Origin of the sequence: Kordiimonas lacus (assembly GCF_001550055.1) — a bacterium.
GTDB lineage: Bacteria > Pseudomonadota > Alphaproteobacteria > Sphingomonadales > Kordiimonadaceae > Kordiimonas > Kordiimonas lacus.
Genome location: NZ_LRUA01000002.1, coordinates 61,486 through 77,062, shown reverse-complemented (window position 1 = coordinate 77,062; position 15,577 = coordinate 61,486). Strand labels below are relative to the sequence as shown.

Annotated in this window: 16 protein-coding genes and 1 tRNA gene; 12 read left to right on the top strand and 5 right to left on the bottom strand. The window is 57.1% G+C overall.

Annotation, left to right across the window (positions count from 1 at the left end; translation table 11 throughout):
- The first annotated feature begins 40 nt into the window (after positions 1–40).
- Positions 41–745, top strand: a complete 705-nt coding sequence (locus KORLAC_RS01470) for a hypothetical protein (protein ID WP_068301776.1) — start codon at positions 41–43, stop codon at positions 743–745.
- Positions 746–945: 200 nt separating this feature from the next.
- Positions 946–1,320, top strand: a complete 375-nt coding sequence (locus KORLAC_RS01465) for a hypothetical protein (protein WP_068301773.1) — start codon at positions 946–948, stop codon at positions 1,318–1,320.
- Positions 1,321–1,505: 185 nt separating this feature from the next.
- Here the strand turns inward: KORLAC_RS01465 and KORLAC_RS01460 are convergent, their stop codons facing one another.
- A complete protein-coding gene (locus KORLAC_RS01460) occupies positions 1,506–2,747 on the bottom strand; it encodes an AlbA family DNA-binding domain-containing protein (RefSeq protein WP_068301770.1) in 1,242 nt (413 codons plus the stop codon).
- Positions 2,748–3,134: 387 nt separating this feature from the next.
- Positions 3,135–3,219, bottom strand: a tRNA-Leu gene (locus KORLAC_RS01455).
- Between the two features lie 276 nt (positions 3,220–3,495).
- Between KORLAC_RS01455 and KORLAC_RS01450 the strand changes: the two genes are divergently transcribed.
- Genes KORLAC_RS01450 through KORLAC_RS01440 form a run of 3 tightly spaced genes read left to right on the top strand, consistent with a single transcriptional unit; the run spans position 3,496 to position 5,176 of the window.
- A complete protein-coding gene (locus tag KORLAC_RS01450; RefSeq protein ID WP_068301763.1) occupies positions 3,496–4,074 on the top strand; it encodes a YqaA family protein in 579 nt (192 codons plus the stop codon).
- A 9-nt stretch (positions 4,075–4,083) separates the two neighbouring features.
- The gene (locus KORLAC_RS01445) at positions 4,084–4,569 is read left to right on the top strand and encodes a disulfide bond formation protein B (protein WP_068301759.1); all 486 of its coding nucleotides are present in this window, start codon (positions 4,084–4,086) and stop codon (positions 4,567–4,569) included.
- Between the two features lie 10 nt (positions 4,570–4,579).
- On the top strand, positions 4,580–5,176 hold the full coding sequence (locus KORLAC_RS01440) for a demethoxyubiquinone hydroxylase family protein (RefSeq protein ID WP_068301755.1): 597 nt from the start codon (positions 4,580–4,582) through the stop codon (positions 5,174–5,176).
- 209 nt (positions 5,177–5,385) lie between these two features.
- On the opposite strand, the gene KORLAC_RS01435 is transcribed toward KORLAC_RS01440, so the two are convergent.
- Positions 5,386–5,838 (bottom strand): hypothetical protein, encoded by a 453-nt coding sequence (locus tag KORLAC_RS01435; RefSeq protein ID WP_068301752.1) that lies wholly within the window; start codon positions 5,836–5,838, stop codon positions 5,386–5,388.
- A gap of 63 nt (positions 5,839–5,901) precedes the next feature.
- Positions 5,902–6,474, bottom strand: coding sequence for an HNH endonuclease (locus tag KORLAC_RS01430; RefSeq protein WP_068301749.1), 573 nt, complete (start codon positions 6,472–6,474; stop codon positions 5,902–5,904).
- 222 nt (positions 6,475–6,696) lie between these two features.
- Between KORLAC_RS01430 and gluQRS the strand changes: the two genes are divergently transcribed.
- A complete protein-coding gene (gluQRS, locus tag KORLAC_RS01425) occupies positions 6,697–7,545 on the top strand; it encodes a tRNA glutamyl-Q(34) synthetase GluQRS (RefSeq protein ID WP_068301747.1) in 849 nt (282 codons plus the stop codon).
- Here the strand turns inward: gluQRS and KORLAC_RS01420 are convergent.
- Positions 7,542–8,162, bottom strand: coding sequence for a hypothetical protein (locus KORLAC_RS01420; protein ID WP_139167478.1), 621 nt, complete (start codon positions 8,160–8,162; stop codon positions 7,542–7,544). The genes gluQRS and KORLAC_RS01420 overlap by 4 nt on opposite strands.
- Positions 8,163–8,234: 72 nt before the next feature.
- Here KORLAC_RS01420 and KORLAC_RS01415 point away from each other — a divergent pair, with 72 nt between their 5' ends.
- The 6 genes from KORLAC_RS01415 (at position 8,235) to KORLAC_RS01390 (ending at position 15,500) form a co-directional block, all read left to right on the top strand.
- A complete protein-coding gene (locus KORLAC_RS01415; RefSeq protein WP_068301739.1) occupies positions 8,235–8,423 on the top strand; it encodes a twin transmembrane helix small protein in 189 nt (62 codons plus the stop codon).
- Positions 8,424–8,432: 9 nt separating this feature from the next.
- Positions 8,433–8,999, top strand: a complete 567-nt coding sequence (locus KORLAC_RS01410; protein WP_068301735.1) for a cob(I)yrinic acid a,c-diamide adenosyltransferase — start codon at positions 8,433–8,435, stop codon at positions 8,997–8,999.
- Positions 9,000–9,180: 181 nt separating this feature from the next.
- The gene (locus KORLAC_RS01405; RefSeq protein ID WP_068301731.1) at positions 9,181–9,927 is read left to right on the top strand and encodes an electron transfer flavoprotein subunit beta/FixA family protein; all 747 of its coding nucleotides are present in this window, start codon (positions 9,181–9,183) and stop codon (positions 9,925–9,927) included.
- Positions 9,927–10,856, top strand: coding sequence for an electron transfer flavoprotein subunit alpha/FixB family protein (locus KORLAC_RS01400; protein ID WP_068301723.1), 930 nt, complete (start codon positions 9,927–9,929; stop codon positions 10,854–10,856). Before KORLAC_RS01405 ends, KORLAC_RS01400 begins: the two co-directional genes overlap by 1 nt.
- A gap of 126 nt (positions 10,857–10,982) precedes the next feature.
- Positions 10,983–11,855, top strand: coding sequence for a 3-hydroxybutyryl-CoA dehydrogenase (locus tag KORLAC_RS01395; protein WP_068301720.1), 873 nt, complete (start codon positions 10,983–10,985; stop codon positions 11,853–11,855).
- Between the two features lie 192 nt (positions 11,856–12,047).
- Positions 12,048–15,500, top strand: coding sequence for a DUF3857 domain-containing protein (locus KORLAC_RS01390; protein ID WP_068301717.1), 3,453 nt, complete (start codon positions 12,048–12,050; stop codon positions 15,498–15,500).
- Positions 15,501–15,577: the final 77 nt, after the last annotated feature.

Here is a 15,577-nt window from a genome sequence, read left to right as displayed (position 1 = left end):
TGCGGCTAGGCTTCACGCGGGGGCTGAGGGGAGCAACGCCATGATCCTTCGGCGGTTTATGAAACATGTGACAGACCAGAACTGGGTGGCCGTGGGGCTGGACGTTCTGGTGGTGATTACCGGTATTTTCATCGGCCTGCAGGTGACAGATTGGAACCAGGCGCGCAAGGACGCCGCTGAAGGCCGCTATTTCCTTGAATTCCTGGCCAGCCAGCTTGAGGCCGAAACCCAGGACCGCGCCAAGGAGATAGCAGAATCGCGCGAGGTCGCCGCCCTGACAACCGCGGCAACGGGCCTGCTGTATAAGGAAAGCTGGACCGACGAAGACCTGGCCACCTTCCAGCGTACCCACATCGCCGTTTACCGCTTTTGGGGCGTGCGCCACCGGCCCGCGGCCCTGCGCCGCCTGATCGAAGGCGGCAAGCTGGACCTGATCACGTCAAAGGACATGCAGGCCGCGATCCTCCGGTATGAAAGCGCCTATATGGAAGCCATCCAGCAGACGAACACCTCCTACGCCTATTCCAAGGACATCACGCTGGACCTCAGCAACCATCTTCGCTACCGCTTCCGCGAGGTGGTTTCCACCAGGGAAGAGCTGGCGGGCAACCATGCCCTGCAGTCCGCCTTTCGCAACAAGATGGTGATGCAGCGCATCCAGGCCGACGTGCTGCAGGACATACAAGCCGCCAGCGATGAGCTGTTGAAGACCGTCAAAGACTATCTTGAAAAGGCCGAAGCCTGAGAAATGGTGCCCCCGGTCGGAAGCAAGAATCCTTATAAAAAAAATATCTTAGTGACGGTTCAGTACAAATAATGCGCACAAATACCCACTAGGCAGCACTCCTGCCCACCAGCAAACACCAACTGATTGAGGGCCTGTTCTTTTCATATTAGGTTGCATGAGCTAGATAGTTTTGACGCATTTTGGACTTGGGGGATTAAGTGCAATTTTCGACCTCAGAAGACTTTCCTGGGTGGCCAAGCAAGCATTGCGAACCCGTTTTGCAAGTCGTGGCAATGATAGAACCGCTTGCCGACAAACTTGGCTTCAAGATCGAGCGATTTATCGAGGACGGCATGGGCTGGTGCTCGACCGGCTTTGTCTTGGTCGATGAAATCGGCCCTGTAATGTTCGAGCAATTCGACCATATCAAGGCGAATGGTACATCCTTGTACGTTGATGCAGCATTGGACCCACCTTTGACCGCAAGAAAACTCATCAGAGCATTGTCTCTGTTGCCTGAGAACATTGTTGGCAGGGCATCAAGTTTTGATGTGGACTGTGAGTGGATCACCACAAACGATCCAAGATTTTGAGGCCACCTGTCGATCCCCCATACAAGCCGCCAGCGATGGGCTGTTGAAGGCCGTCAAAGACTATCTGGAAAAGACCGAAGCCTGAGAAATGGTGCCCCCGGTCGGGCGCACAAAATGGCTTAACAACAAATAGTTAGAAATCAATTGGTACCCAAATGGTACCCCGAACGCTGGCGTATCTGGACCTATCCTTGTGATTGAAGCGCCCCAAAAGCGCCCTCAAAATTGGGTCCAAACTCTGCCTTGTCCTGCCGTTTGGCTGCGTTCCACATATCGCGCTCGAAAACCTTAACCAGTTTTTCAAACTCTGGTCGTGGGCCAACACTATACCTTGGGAATTTCGTCTGCCCTTTCGGCAATCGCCCGTGCAAGGTCCCTGCTAGGGTAAACATTCTAACCGGCATTTCAGGAGACAGCACTTCAACTTCTAGAGCGTATTCTGCGGCAACAGCGCCTGCGTGGCGCCGGAACAGTTCTGCAGAGATTAATCCATTGCATAGTATGAAAAAAATCCAATCTGCTTTCAGGTCTGACGTAAATTCTCTCTTTTCATGATCGAGAGGCATAGCCTTGCTAAACAAATTGTATTCTATCAAGCCATTTCCATAGATTTCCCGCCCGAGAACCATCGGCTCCTCTTTCCGACGATCAAAATTATCGTCCGAAACACCGCGCAAAATTGGCCGCCAATAGTCCGGCCCAGACTTAAATTTCAACGTCAAACCTGTTTGGTTGCAAGAAATTGGCAATGCTGTCGCTCTTGGACGACCGTCTTGTGCCATATCATCCACTTGAAGCTGTTCAAGTGGATAAAAGGAGCCGCGCACCCCAAAGCCTCCACTGCCCCTTGGATACATTTCCTCCATTTTTTTCGCGAACAATCGTTCCCTTTCCCGAAGTGCACTATCAACAGCCTGCATTCCTTGAAAGGCAAAAAGAGTTAAATCCTGTATCTCCCTCATCGTCATCGGCCTACTTTCCTCCCCCCGACGATAATAGCATTCCTTATTTTTCTTGAGATTACACCTGTGTGGGGCGAGGCGCGACCGAGGGACATAGAAAACCAGAACCCCATTTCCAGTGTCGCCAAGCTGAACGTCCCCGACGTGGAGCACCGTTAGTCTTGGATCAATTGTATCGGCAAAAGATCTACACAGCCTTTCCAACACGTCACTTGCATTAGCGACCGGTACAATATTCTCTGCTACGCCTTCGACTTCATCAATGCCACAAATCAGCCAACCACCATGGGCGTTTGCAAACGCGACAAGCTCCTTTGCAATCAGGTCACGGCAGCTTTCGAAATCCAACGAGCCATTTTTCAACGGGAATGTCTTGAATTCGAGGGTATCGCCTTCCTTCCAGCGCTGATCAACCACACGCCTGATATCGCCTTCCTCTAACTCGTGGGGTAGTTTCTCAAACATGCGTCAAGCCTAGCTAATTATTCAAACAGGCGGCAATTAGATCATTTAAGGTTGTTTTTGTTCAACAGAAATCCTCTGATAGGTGTTCTTGATTTTGGTCCCCAAAATGGCACCCGCAGCCGGAAAAATCGGTTGTCGGCCTAGATTGAAATACTGATTTTTCAGGGAGTTAGGAAATATCGCACCTAGTCCGGATTCCCAAATTTCGCTCAGTTTTCCAACAATATCTATGACTTATGTGAAATGGTGCCACCGGTCGGAATGACGTTGCGCTGGCTTTGCCATGCTCACGTCTACTTCGCTCATTCCATTCGCTGCGTGAACGAACACGGTTATTCCTCAAGGAAGGCACAAAACAAAAAGGCGACCCAAAGGTCGCCGTTTGTTTGGTGCCCCCGGTCGGAATCGAACCGACACTCCCGAAGGAACGGGATTTTGAATCCCGCGCGTCTACCAGTTCCGCCACAGGGGCACTGCGCATCGAATCTGCGGTAGAAAGCGGGTGCATCATATACGCGTTTCTTCTGCCGTCAAGCATGCAGTGAGCGGCCTGAACACCCCCCATAAATAATTCGTGTGCACAGGCGCATTCAGTTGCCATCCCCCCGCCCCATTGCTAAGGATCATGCTTGTAGCTGGCTGGTCCAGCCCACACCCCCACCCGACCACCCCAAGTATAATCCCGTGGGTGGTCGGGTGGGGGTGTGGGCCGGTGCCGCCAAAAGCATTTAGGGGGAGCGCAGCGACCGTGCTGAGGAAACTTTACGACTGGACGATTGAAAAGGCCCAAAGCCCGGCGTCTGAAAAGTGGCTTGGCGCCATCTCGTTCGCGGAATCCAGCTTTTTCCCGATCCCCATCGATATCATGCTGATCCCCATGATTTTGGCCGACCGGCTGAAAGCCTGGCGGCTGGCCACCATCACGCTGGTCACCAGTGTGCTGGGCGGCGTTGCGGGCTATCTGATCGGCATGTTCCTCTTTGAGACCATCGGCCAGCCGATCATCGAATTTTACGGTTATGGGGCGCAATTCGAAGCCTTCCGCGGCTATTATACCGACTACGGTATCCTGATTGTGCTGGTGGCAGGCTTTACGCCCATCCCCTTCAAGGTGGTCACCATCGCCAGTGGCGTTGTGGGGCTGAACCCGCTGGTGTTTGTGGGCGCGTCCATTCCCGCCCGCGGCGCGCGCTTCTATCTGGTCGCGGCGCTTTTGTGGAAGTTCGGGGACCCAATCCGCGACTTTATCGAAAAGCGCCTCGGGCTTGTCACCACCGCCTTCATGGTGCTAGGCATTCTGGGCTTTGTCGCCCTCAAGTATCTTTAGGACCCACGCATGAGCGAGACACTCACATCCTTCCCGAACCGCGAGCCGGTGCTGTTTGCCGGCATCATGGCGACGCTGCTTCTGGGCTCGGCCTTCGCCTTCCAGCTGGCGGGCTATCCGCCGTGCGAGCTGTGCTGGTGGCAGCGCTACCCCTATATGGCCGTGATGGCCGTCAGCCTGATCGCGACCGGCATGAAAAGCCTGCCCCGGAAATGGGTGCTGGTGCTGCTGGCGCTGTTGTTCGCCACCGACGCGGGCATCGCCGCCTTCCACTTCGGCGTGGAACAGCGCTGGTGGGAAGGGCTGGCCACCTGCTCAAGCTATGTGGATGTGACCGACAGCGTCGATGACGCGCTGAAGGCCATCATGGACGCGCCGCTCATTCGCTGCGACGAAATAGCATGGTCCCTTTTCGGAATCTCCATGGCAGGCTATAATTTCCTGATCGCGCTGGGCATGACCGCCTTTTGCGCCCTGAAAGCGAAAGACGCCTGAGGACAAACGCATGGCCAAAACCGCAAAAGAAACCCTGCCAAAGCCAACGCTTGAGAAACAGGTGCCTGCGCGCCCGCTGCCGGGTGACCGGAACCTCAAGGAAGAGACCGAGCGCATGATCCGCGTTGATCACGCGGGCGAATATGGCGCGGTGCGGATTTATGCGGGCCAGCGCGCCGTGATGGGCGACAGCCACCCCAAGGCGGGGCTTTTGAAGCACATGCATGAGCAGGAAGAGGTTCACCTGGACCGCTTCAACAAGATGATCACCGAACGCGGCGTGCGCCCCACGCTGATGACACCCTTCTGGCATGTGGCCGGCTTTGCCCTTGGCGCCACCACCGCGCTGATGGGCGAAAAGGCCGCCATGGCCTGCACGCAGGCGGTTGAAGAGGTGATCGACGACCATTACCAGCACCAGCGTGACCGGCTTGAGGGCAAAGACCCTGAGCTTGAAGAAGTGATCGAAAAGTTCCAGGCCGAAGAGGTCGAACACAAGAAGATCGCCGAAGAACATGGCGCCGAGGAAGCCGTGGGCTACCCTGTCCTCTCCGCCGCCATCAAGGCCGGCTGTAAAGCCGCCATCTGGATCTCGAAACGGGTGTGATGGCAGACGCCGCCAGCCGTCACCCTGAACTTGATTGGCGTACCGCCAGCTTCGCAAACAGCGTCTATTGATCGACGACAACTGACCTGCTGCCTTGGCCATGACATGATGGATGCTGAAACAAGTTCAGCATGACGCCGTTAGGTCGAGACTGAAAGAAAGGCGGCCTCAGGCACGAGACCGCCCCTCCTACTCGGAACATACCTCGCTTATACAGTCAGGTTGAACACTGACCCTTCCTCGCCGATCAGGCCCGCTTCCTCGAACGCCTTGAGGATGCTTTCCTCGTCTTCTTCCGAAAGCTCGGTCAGGTCATAATCCTCGAGGATATCTTCGATGGTTTGCAGGCCTTCGGTGTTGAGAGCCTGGCCTTCCCCCGGCTTTGGGGGTGGCGGCCCCTTCGGGCGCTCAGCGCCTGCAAGTTCGCCCACCGCGCGTGCGTCGAAGCCAAGCTCCTCCATCGCGCTCGCAAGCTCCTTGCCCGGGCGGATGCCCGCGTCCTTGAAGGCGCTGACAATCGCCTGCGCGTCTTCTTCTGACACAGTGTCGGGGTCATAGTTTGAGAGTGTCTCGCTGATCAGGTTTTTCTGATCATCCGAGAGCGGTTTGGGCGGCGGCGGGCGAAACCCCTGACCACCACCAATGGCAGATACATCTGACATATGGCCTCCTTCCATATCTGGCACCCAGGGCCTGATACGGATGGAAGCGGGGGAACCCTTCGCCTAGCGTTCGAGTTCCGCGTCCCAGTAAAGAAAATCCCGCCAACTTTCGTGCAGATAGTTTGGCGGGAACTGGCGACCGTGTTCATGAAGCTCATGGGCCGTGGGCCGTATGGGCCTACGCATGGGGTACATGTGCGCTTCTTCCGGTGTTCTGCCCCCCTTCCTGAGGTTGCACGGCGCGCACGCTGCCGTAATGTTGGTCCAACTGGTGCGGCCGCCCTGGCTCCTGGGGATCACATGATCGAACGTCAGCTCCTCGGTGGCGCCGCAATATTGGCAGGTGAATTCATCACGCAGGAACAGGTTGAAGCGCGTGAAGGCCGGATACTTGGGCTGCCGCACATATTTCTTGAGCGCGATCACGCTCGGCAGCGGCATGGACATGGAGGGCGAATGCACCTCGCGGTCATAGTTCGACAGGATCGACACGCGATCCAGGAAAACGGCCTTCAGGGCCGTTTGCCAGTTCCACAGACTTAAAGGAAAGTAGCTGAGCGGCCTGTAGTCGGCGTTCAGCACAAGGGCCGGACAGGTGTCCGGGTTCGGCAAATGGGGCGTAAAGTTAACACCCATAGTCTATATCCCCCCGACAAGCCGGAAAGGGTACCGACGCCCACCATCGGCACCGCCCCACAAACATAAAGGCTTCAACTCCGACAGGTCATATATACAAGATACAGTGTTACACCCGGATGACAAAGCATTATGTTGTGATTCGATCTGAGCCATGGATACCGTCATGTGGGCCTGCGCAATTTGGTTTGCTTTCCGCTCTGCGTTTCCTAAAGTGCGGGCATGAACACCACGCCCCGTCAGCTTGTCACGCGCTTTGCCCCCAGCCCCACAGGGCGGCTGCACAAGGGGCATGCCTATTCAGCGCTGCTGGCCTACCGGCGCGCGCAGGAAGCGGGCGGGCGGTTCCTGTTGCGCATTGAAGACATTGATACAGTTCGGTGCCGAAACGAATTCGTGGGCGGCATATTTGAGGACCTCACATGGCTGGGCCTTGACTGGGAAGAACCGGTCAGGCGCCAGAGCGAGCATTTTGGTGATTACCAGAATGCGCTCGACCGCCTGAAGGCCATGGGGCTTGTGTACCCGTGCTTCTGCACGCGTAAAGACATTAGCCGCGAAATCGACGCAAGTGAGAGTGCGCCGCACGGTCCCGACGGCCCAATTTACCCGGGCATCTGCCGTGGGCGCGACGATGCCAGCACCCTGCTCGCTGAGGGCACGCCACACGCCTGGCGGTTGGACCTGGCGAAAGCGCTGGCGCACATCGGCGAGCCGCTCGTCTGGCAGGATGAACTCAAGGGTGAGGTGACAGCCACCCCCGACGAACTGGGCGACGTGGTGCTGGCGCGCAAGGACACGCCCACCAGCTATCACCTGTCTGTGGTGGTGGACGATGCGCTTCAGGGCATCACCCACATCATTCGCGGCGAAGATCTTTTCCACGCCACCCATATCCACATCGTGCTGCAGAAACTGCTCGGGTACCCCACGCCTGTCTATCACCATCATGGGCTCTTGCTGGACGAGCGCGGCGAGCGTTTCGCCAAAAGGAACAAGTCCGTCACGCTTGAGAGTCTGCGCGAAAGTGGTGTCGACCCGGCAGATCTGCTCGCCGCGCTTGGCCTTTAAAGCCCGACGATCCTCTTGATTTCGGCATAAACGCGTTCGCCATCTTCGATCTGTTCAAAGGTGGGCAGAGTGGTATCAAAAGCCCACAGAGCGCCAACACCAGTTTTTTTCTGATCCTCTGGAGTGACACCAAACTGTATCGTCCCACGTCCGTGGTTATGCCGATAGAATTGGAACGTAGTCGCCGACGAAAGCTGAACAGACTTTACGTTGCGACCTTCCAAAATAATCGCCCGCCTTTCGGATAGTCCGTAGATTGTCTTTGAGCGCCTCCAGCAGTCATCGATGAAACGTCCAAACGTCATAAAAAGGCCAATTGCGACTAAAACTCCACCGAAAAGAAGCGATGTGATATGCCCGCCGTCGGTCCAAACAGAATATTCCCAAGCAACAGCCGTTCCAAGCCAAGACAAGCTAATCGGGATCAAAAAGAAATCCCGCTGAGTTAGATATATCCCCTGCTTCGGCCCGCCGGCCCAGATGAGCTTTTCGCCCGCGCCCAGTTCGGCATTCAGTTCCTGAGAATAGAAATTCATAGATCCCCCACCCGGTTGTCCCGCATATTCAGAGCCGAACATCACCCCCGGCGCAAGAAAAAGGTGAATCAATTGCCGCACCCATTGGTCTGCTGTTGCCCCATACCCGTAGTGGTTTATAGTGGGCAAAACGCAAAAGAGAGACCAACCCTTATGTTTATCTTCCTGGTACTCGGCATGCTGTTCATGCTGTTCACCCTGTTCATCCTGTTCGCGGGCTTTGGCACCATGGCGAAGGGCGGTGACTTCAACAAGAAGTACGGCAACAAGCTGATGCAGGCACGGGTAGCGGCGCAGGCGCTGGCCATCCTGTTCTTTGCCCTGTTCGCCTTCACGCTTTAGGGGCGCGGCATGGTGAAGCTGACCAAAATCTACACGCGCGGCGGCGATGGGGGCGAAACCTCGCTCACCGGCGGTGACCGTGTGGCCAAGGATAACGCCCGCATTGAAGCCTACGGCACGGTGGACGAAGCCAATTCGGTGATCGGGCTTGCGCGCCTGACCACACAAGGCCCCGCCGACCAGATGCTGGCCCGCATCCAGAATGAGCTGTTTGATCTGGGCGCTGACCTTTCGACCCCAGGCGAGGATTTCACCCCCGGCGAGATGACGCTCAGGGTCACCGACGCGCAGGTCACGCGGCTTGAGGAAGAGATCGACCGCATGAACGAGCGGATGCAGCCGCTCACCAGCTTCATCCTGCCCGGTGGATCACCCGCAAGCGCGCATCTGCATCTGGCCCGTACCGTGATCCGACGGGCGGAACGGCATGCGATCAAGGCTGCGCGGGAGGTTTCAATCAATCCAGCGGCGATAAAATATTTGAATCGTCTCTCGGACCACCTATTTGTCCTTTCAAGGCACCTCAATAAGGATGGTGCTTCGGACGTTTTGTGGGTGCCCGGCGCCACACGATAGACCCGATTACCGCTACGGCGCAGCCCAAAATGCTGCACTGCATTGACTCGGGTTTTTATCTGGTTTAACGCTGTGTATCCCTAATATTTCCAAGGGTTGGGGCCTCTTTTGCCCCGACTTTGTCAACCAAGGTTCTCAGGGGCTTTGTTGCCCTGCACAAAAAACTGGGAGAAAGAACCCCATGAAGATCATGGTCCCCGTAAAACGGGTCGTCGATTATAACGTGAAGGTTCGCGTTAAATCCGACAATACGGGCGTTGAGCTCGCAAACGTTAAAATGTCCATGAACCCTTTTGACGAGATTGCTGTCGAAGAAGCAATCCGCCTGAAGGAAGCCGGCAAGGCGGAAGAGATCGTTGTGGTCTCCATCGGCCCGAAGGCGGCACAGGAAACCCTGCGCACCGGCCTCGCCATGGGCGCCGACCGCGGCATCCTGGTTGAATATGACGGCGAGACCGAGCCTCTCGCGGTTGCCAAAATCCTCAAGGGCATCGTGGAAGAAGAAAACCCAAGCATCGTGCTTCTGGGCAAGCAGGCGATCGATGACGACTGCAACCAGACCGGCCAGATGCTGGCACAGCTCCTGGGCTGGCCGCAGGGCACCTTCGCTTCTGAAGTTGCTGCAGACGGCGACAGCGTGAATGTAACGCGCGAAATCGACGGCGGTCTTGAAACCGTGAAGCTGAGCCTTCCGGCGGTCATCACCACCGACCTGCGCCTCAATGAGCCACGCTACGCGACGCTGCCGAACATCATGAAAGCAAAGCGCAAGCCGATTGATGAGAAAACACCCGGCGACTTTGGCGTTGAGATGGCACCACGCCTGACCACCATCAAGGTTGAAGAACCTCCGAAACGCGAAGCCGGCATCAAGGTTGAAAGCGTTGAGGAACTCGTGGGCAAGCTTAAAGAAAAGGGAGTAATCTAATGACCGCTCTCGTAATTGTAGAACATGATAACGCGTCGGTAAAAGACGCAACGCTTGCCACTGTCACAGCGGCCAAAGCGTTTGGTGAAGTACACGCGCTGGTCGCGGGTTCGGATTGCGGCGCAGCCGCAGACGCCGCCGCGAAAATCGACGGTGTGTCCAAAGTTCTAGTTGCCGACGATGCGGTTTACGCGCATCCGCTGGCGGAAGAACTGGCTGCAATCGTGCTATCCATCGCTGACGGCTACGACGCGATCCTGGCGCCGGCCACCACGTCGGGCAAGAACTTCCTGCCCCGCGTTGCAGCGGCCCTGGATGTGGCGCAGATCTCCGACATCATCGAAGTTGTCTCCGAAGACACCTTCAAGCGTCCGATCTATGCCGGCAACGCCATCGCGACCGTGAAATCGTCTGACGCCAAGAAGGTGATCACCGTGCGCGGCACAGCCTTCGACAAGGCGGCCGCTGAAGGTGGCTCTGCTGCCGTTGAAAGCATCGCTGCCACGCCAGCGTCCGGTGTGTCGTCCTATGTGGGGGCTGAGCTGTCGAAATCCGACCGTCCTGAACTGACATCCGCCAAGATCATCATCTCCGGTGGCCGCGGCATGGGCTCAGGCGAGAACTTCAAGATCATCGACGCTGTGGCTGACAAGCTGGGCGCTGCCGTTGGCGCATCCCGCGCGGCTGTGGACGCCGGCTTCGTGCCGAACGATTACCAGGTCGGCCAGACCGGCAAGATCGTGGCGCCAGAGCTGTATATCGCTGTCGGTATTTCCGGCGCGATCCAGCACCTGGCTGGTATGAAGGACAGCAAGATCATCGTTGCAATCAACAAGGACGAAGAAGCCCCGATCTTCCAGGTGGCGGATTATGGCCTTGTGGCTGACCTGTTTGAAGCCGTGCCGGCGCTTGAAAAAGCCCTCGGCTAACACATTCCAAAGGGCGTGCAGCGCGTGCGACTAAAATTCGCACCAATTGCGCGCCCTTTTTTGCCCCAGTATCAAAAAATATGTTAGAAAAAGTCACGACTTAACACGTGGCAAAGAAAGAATATCATGGTTGAGAAGGTAGGGATTATTGGCGCAGGCCAGATGGGCAACGGGATCGCCCATGTCTGTGCGCTCGCGGGCATGGACGTGCTCCTGTCTGACGTGTCGATGGACCGGGCGGAAGCCGGGCTTGAGGTGATCCGCGGCAACTTGGGCCGTCAGGTGACCAAGGGCAAGATCACAGACACTGACATGGACGCCGCCATCGGACGCATCAAGCTGGCCGACACACTCGCCGCCCACAACAAGTGCGACCTGGTGATCGAAGCCGCGGTTGAAGACGAAAAGACCAAGACGACCATCTTCAAGGAACTCTGCCCGCACCTGAAGGCCGACGCGCTGGTGGCATCAAACACCAGTTCCATTGCCATCACCCGTCTCGCTGCCTCGACCGACCGGCCTGAAAAATTCATGGGCGTTCACTTCATGAACCCCGTACCCGTGATGAAGCTTGTTGAGCTGATCCCGGGCATTGCCACCAGTGAAGAAACCTTCGACCGCTTCCATGTGTTCACGGAAAAGCTGAAGAAGACCACTGTGGTGTCCGAAGACTTCCCGGCCTTCATCGTCAACCGTATCCTGATGCCGATGATCAACGAAGCCATCTATACGCTCTATGAAGGCGTGGGCAGCGTGGAAGCCATCGATGACGCCATGATGCTGGGTGCCAACCATCCGATGGGCCCGCTGACGCTCGCGGACTTCATTGGCCTCGACACCTGCCTCTCTATCATGCAGGTACTCTATGACGGCCTGGCGGACAGCAAATACCGCCCTTGCCCACTGCTGGTGAAATATGTCGAAGCCGGCTGGCTGGGCCGCAAGACGGGCCGCGGCTTCTACGACTATCGCGGCGATATCCCGGTACCAACCCGGTAATTTGGCTCCGACCTTTCAGGACCACCAAGCCTCGCCCGCCCGGCGAGGCTTTTCTTTGCCCGACCCGCAGTGCGCGCATTTTGCCCTGTAAGCGATACACTATGGTTGCCACGCAGGAGTTGGGACGCTATCAATTTCTGAGCGCCAGAAGTGGTAACCAGGCGCTGACGTAAAAATCTTGTGGGGGTTGTCATGGTCAATCGCGTATCAGCAGCGCTTTTTGCTGCGTGTTTCCTGTTTCTTGAGCCAGTGGTCATGTCACCGGCCCAGGCGTCCATAGAAACCAAAGAGGATGTCACTGTTGGCAAAGCCGCAGCATCTGACTGGATCGTGGAACGGACCGCGACAACGGAAGTCCCAGCGCACCGGGCAGCAGGCGTCAGCGACGGCATATTCTATACCCTGGCCGATACACAGGTTGCCTGGCGCCCGGATGGCTATGAATATTATAACCGCTTCGCCTACACGGTAACTGACCGGTCCGGGCTCGAGGAAGCGTCGCGCCTGACCTATGCGTTCGACCCCCATGACACGGTCCTGACCTTCAACCATATCCGGGTGATCCGGAACGGCGAGGTACTGGACCGCCTGGCGGACCTTGAGATCACGCTCTTGCGTCAGGAAGAAGGGCTCGAGAGCGCGGGCATCATCGACGGCCAGTTGACGGCCCTTGCCGAACTGGAAGACATCCAGGTTGGCGACACCATCGATTACGCTGTTTCCTCGTTGGTCACCTCCGACCTCTGGCCTGGTGAGTTTTTCGACTATTTCGATATGGGTTGGTCCGACCCTGTTGGCGCGCGTCACTACAAGCTGATCTGGCCCGCTGACAAGCCGCTTTACATCAAGGATTATGAAGGCGCCCCGGCACCAATCGTGACAAGCGCAGGTGCATCAAAGGTCTATGAATGGTCAGTGGTTGACCCGGACTCGGTTCCGGGCGAGGAATCGACCCCCATCTGGCATATCACCTGGCCGCTTGTCAGTGTCTCCAGCATGGAAAGCTGGGAAGATGTCCAGCGCTGGGCCGCCCCCAAATATGACGTAGACATGACCCTGCCTGACGCCTTCAAAGCCCAGGTCAAAACCATCGCCGACCAGTGGCAAGCGCCAGAGGACCGCCTGACCGAGGCGCTGCGCCTGGTACAGGACAAGATTCGCTATGTGGGCATTGAAATCGGCAATGGCTCCCACGTACCCAGGACGCCGCAACAGGTGATCCGCCGCGGCTACGGCGACTGCAAGGACAAGGCCATGCTGCTGACTGCCGTCCTGCGTGAACTGGGCATCAGCGCCTGGCCGGCGCTGGTGGAAAGCGACGAAGGCCCGGGCCTGCCGGACATGCTGCCGGCGCCCATCGCATTCGACCATGCCATCACGAAAGCGCAGATCGGCGACAAGGCCTACTGGCTTGATCCGACCCTTTCACACCAGGGCGGACGCGGCGACATGCTGATCCAGCCGAGCTACGCCTATGGCCTGCCGATTGGGGCAGAAGACGCGGGGCTGGAGCCGATTGCCGTCCAGCCAACCACCGCGCCAACCCTGCAGGTCACAGAATCCTACTTCTTCCCCGCGAAGGGTGTGAATTTTTTCACCCTGACTGTCACCGCCGTTTATGAGGAAGACGAAGCCGACATTCAGCGCGGTAGTATTGCCAGCCAGTCCTACGATGAGTTTTCCGGATCTTATTTTGATTATTACCAGGGCATGTATGACGGCATCGAGGAAAGCACCAAGCTGACCATTGAGGACGATATGGATGCCAACCGGGTCACCATCACGGTCGGCTACAGCTTCTCGCGCGTCAAGGCGCGCACGGCTGGCGCCATGAAATCCATGCCCATCAGGGCCTGGGGTGTGCGCGACCTGTTCAACGTGCCGAACCAGACTTCGCGGCGCACCCCGCTTGAGATGCCTTACCGCATCAACCGGCATCACCAGATCAAGCTGACCGTTGAAGGCCGCCGCCCCAAAGGCAGTGATGTGGTTATCAGGTCCGTGGAAGACGCCACTTTCAAGCGCACCTTCACCGAAAATCACGAAACGCTGCTGATCGATTTTGAGGTGAAAAACAATATGCTGTCGGTCGCCGCTGACGATGCGGCTGACGCCATCAAGTTCGGTAATGATCTGGCAGGCCACACCAACCTGACCTTCAAGATCGATAACGTGCCGCTTTCGATGGCTGGCCGTTTCAACATTGATGAAGAGCTGTTCGCACCGATTGAAGAGGATATGACCAAGGCCCTGAGGGCCATGGATGACGACAAGAACATCCAGGCGTTGCGCACGCTCAATGCCATGCTGAAACAAGTGCCTGAAGCCAACCGCCTGCGCGGGTTGATCCAGCTGAAACGTGGCATGGTGCTGAACAAGCTAGACCGGGACAGCTTTGCCCTGAAGGCCTTTGAAGAAGCCGCTGACCTCTATGCCGACGACGCCAATCTCTATTTCAGGATGGCAGAGCTGTACCGCGGTGCCGAAGACCTCGAGAAGGAAGTTGGCGTGCTGTTGACGTTAGCGGCCAAGCATCCGCAATCTGCCAAAAACCTCAACAGCGAGTGGGTCGGAGACCTGAACTTCAAGCTGACCGAAGTCGGCAAGACTGAGCTGTTTGACAATCTGGCCATCCTGCTGGCCGGTGCCGGCTATGAAGGGTCCAACTCATGGGGGGCCGACTGGATCTATGCCACAGCCGTCCAGGCGCTGGTGGAAACTGACCGGCTCAGTAACGTCTCGCGCTTCCTGGACCAGATCAGCGATCCGCAGTCCCTGTTGTCGCTGATGGTGGATCGCCGCTATGAGGTTATCTGGCCGGACGTGGAAAAGCGCGCGGGCGCGGATCTCCGGATCGCGCTGGACCGCGAGATTGAAAACCGCAAGAAAGCCTATGAGGAAGACGATGAGGATGTCGAACGCCTCACCGCCTACATCGAAGCCTTGCGGGCTGGCGGCAAGATCAAGGAAGCCGCTGCCGTGGCCAAGCCCTTCTTCGAGGACTGGGGCACAGTGGAGGCCATCGGCACCGACGCATTCTGGGCGGTCAACAGCTATGCCTTTGCCTTGAATGATCTGGGTCGCTATGACGAATCGATCGATGTGTTGAAGAAGATGGCAGACCTTCCGATTGAGGATTTCCCCGATACCATCAGTATGCGCATCAATCTGGCGATCATGCTTCAGCGCGTCGGACGCTATGAGGAAGCCCTGACCTACGCGGAAGAACTGGGCGCCGAGGTGGCTAACGATTATGCCAGCGAATATGGCCGGATGTTCATCAAAAGCGTGCAGGCATGTTCACGCTACATGCTTGGTCGCACGGATGAGGCAGCCCCGATCCTGGCCAATATGGCAGAAGATCCACGCAAGAACATTCATGCCTATCAGGCAACGCTTCTGTGCGCTGACAAGCCTGGTGAAACGGCGGACCTGATCGTCTCCAACCTGGAGGATGCATCCTACCGCGATGAGGCGCTCAGCAAATTCCTGCAGGCAAAGGAAGCGCCCAAGACACCGCCGTTTGAACGCGTGATGATGAACCGGCTTCGCAAGGCACTGGCCCTGCCAAAAGCGCAGGAAGCCTTCGCCAAAAACGGCCGTCAGGTAAAAATCGACGCCTATGACCTGCACTGGGGCGGTTAGGTCGCCCCCCTTTCTGATCAGCGCACGCTCGCCCTTTCCGGGCGGGCGTGATATCAGCAAGAAATCCGCTGACCAAC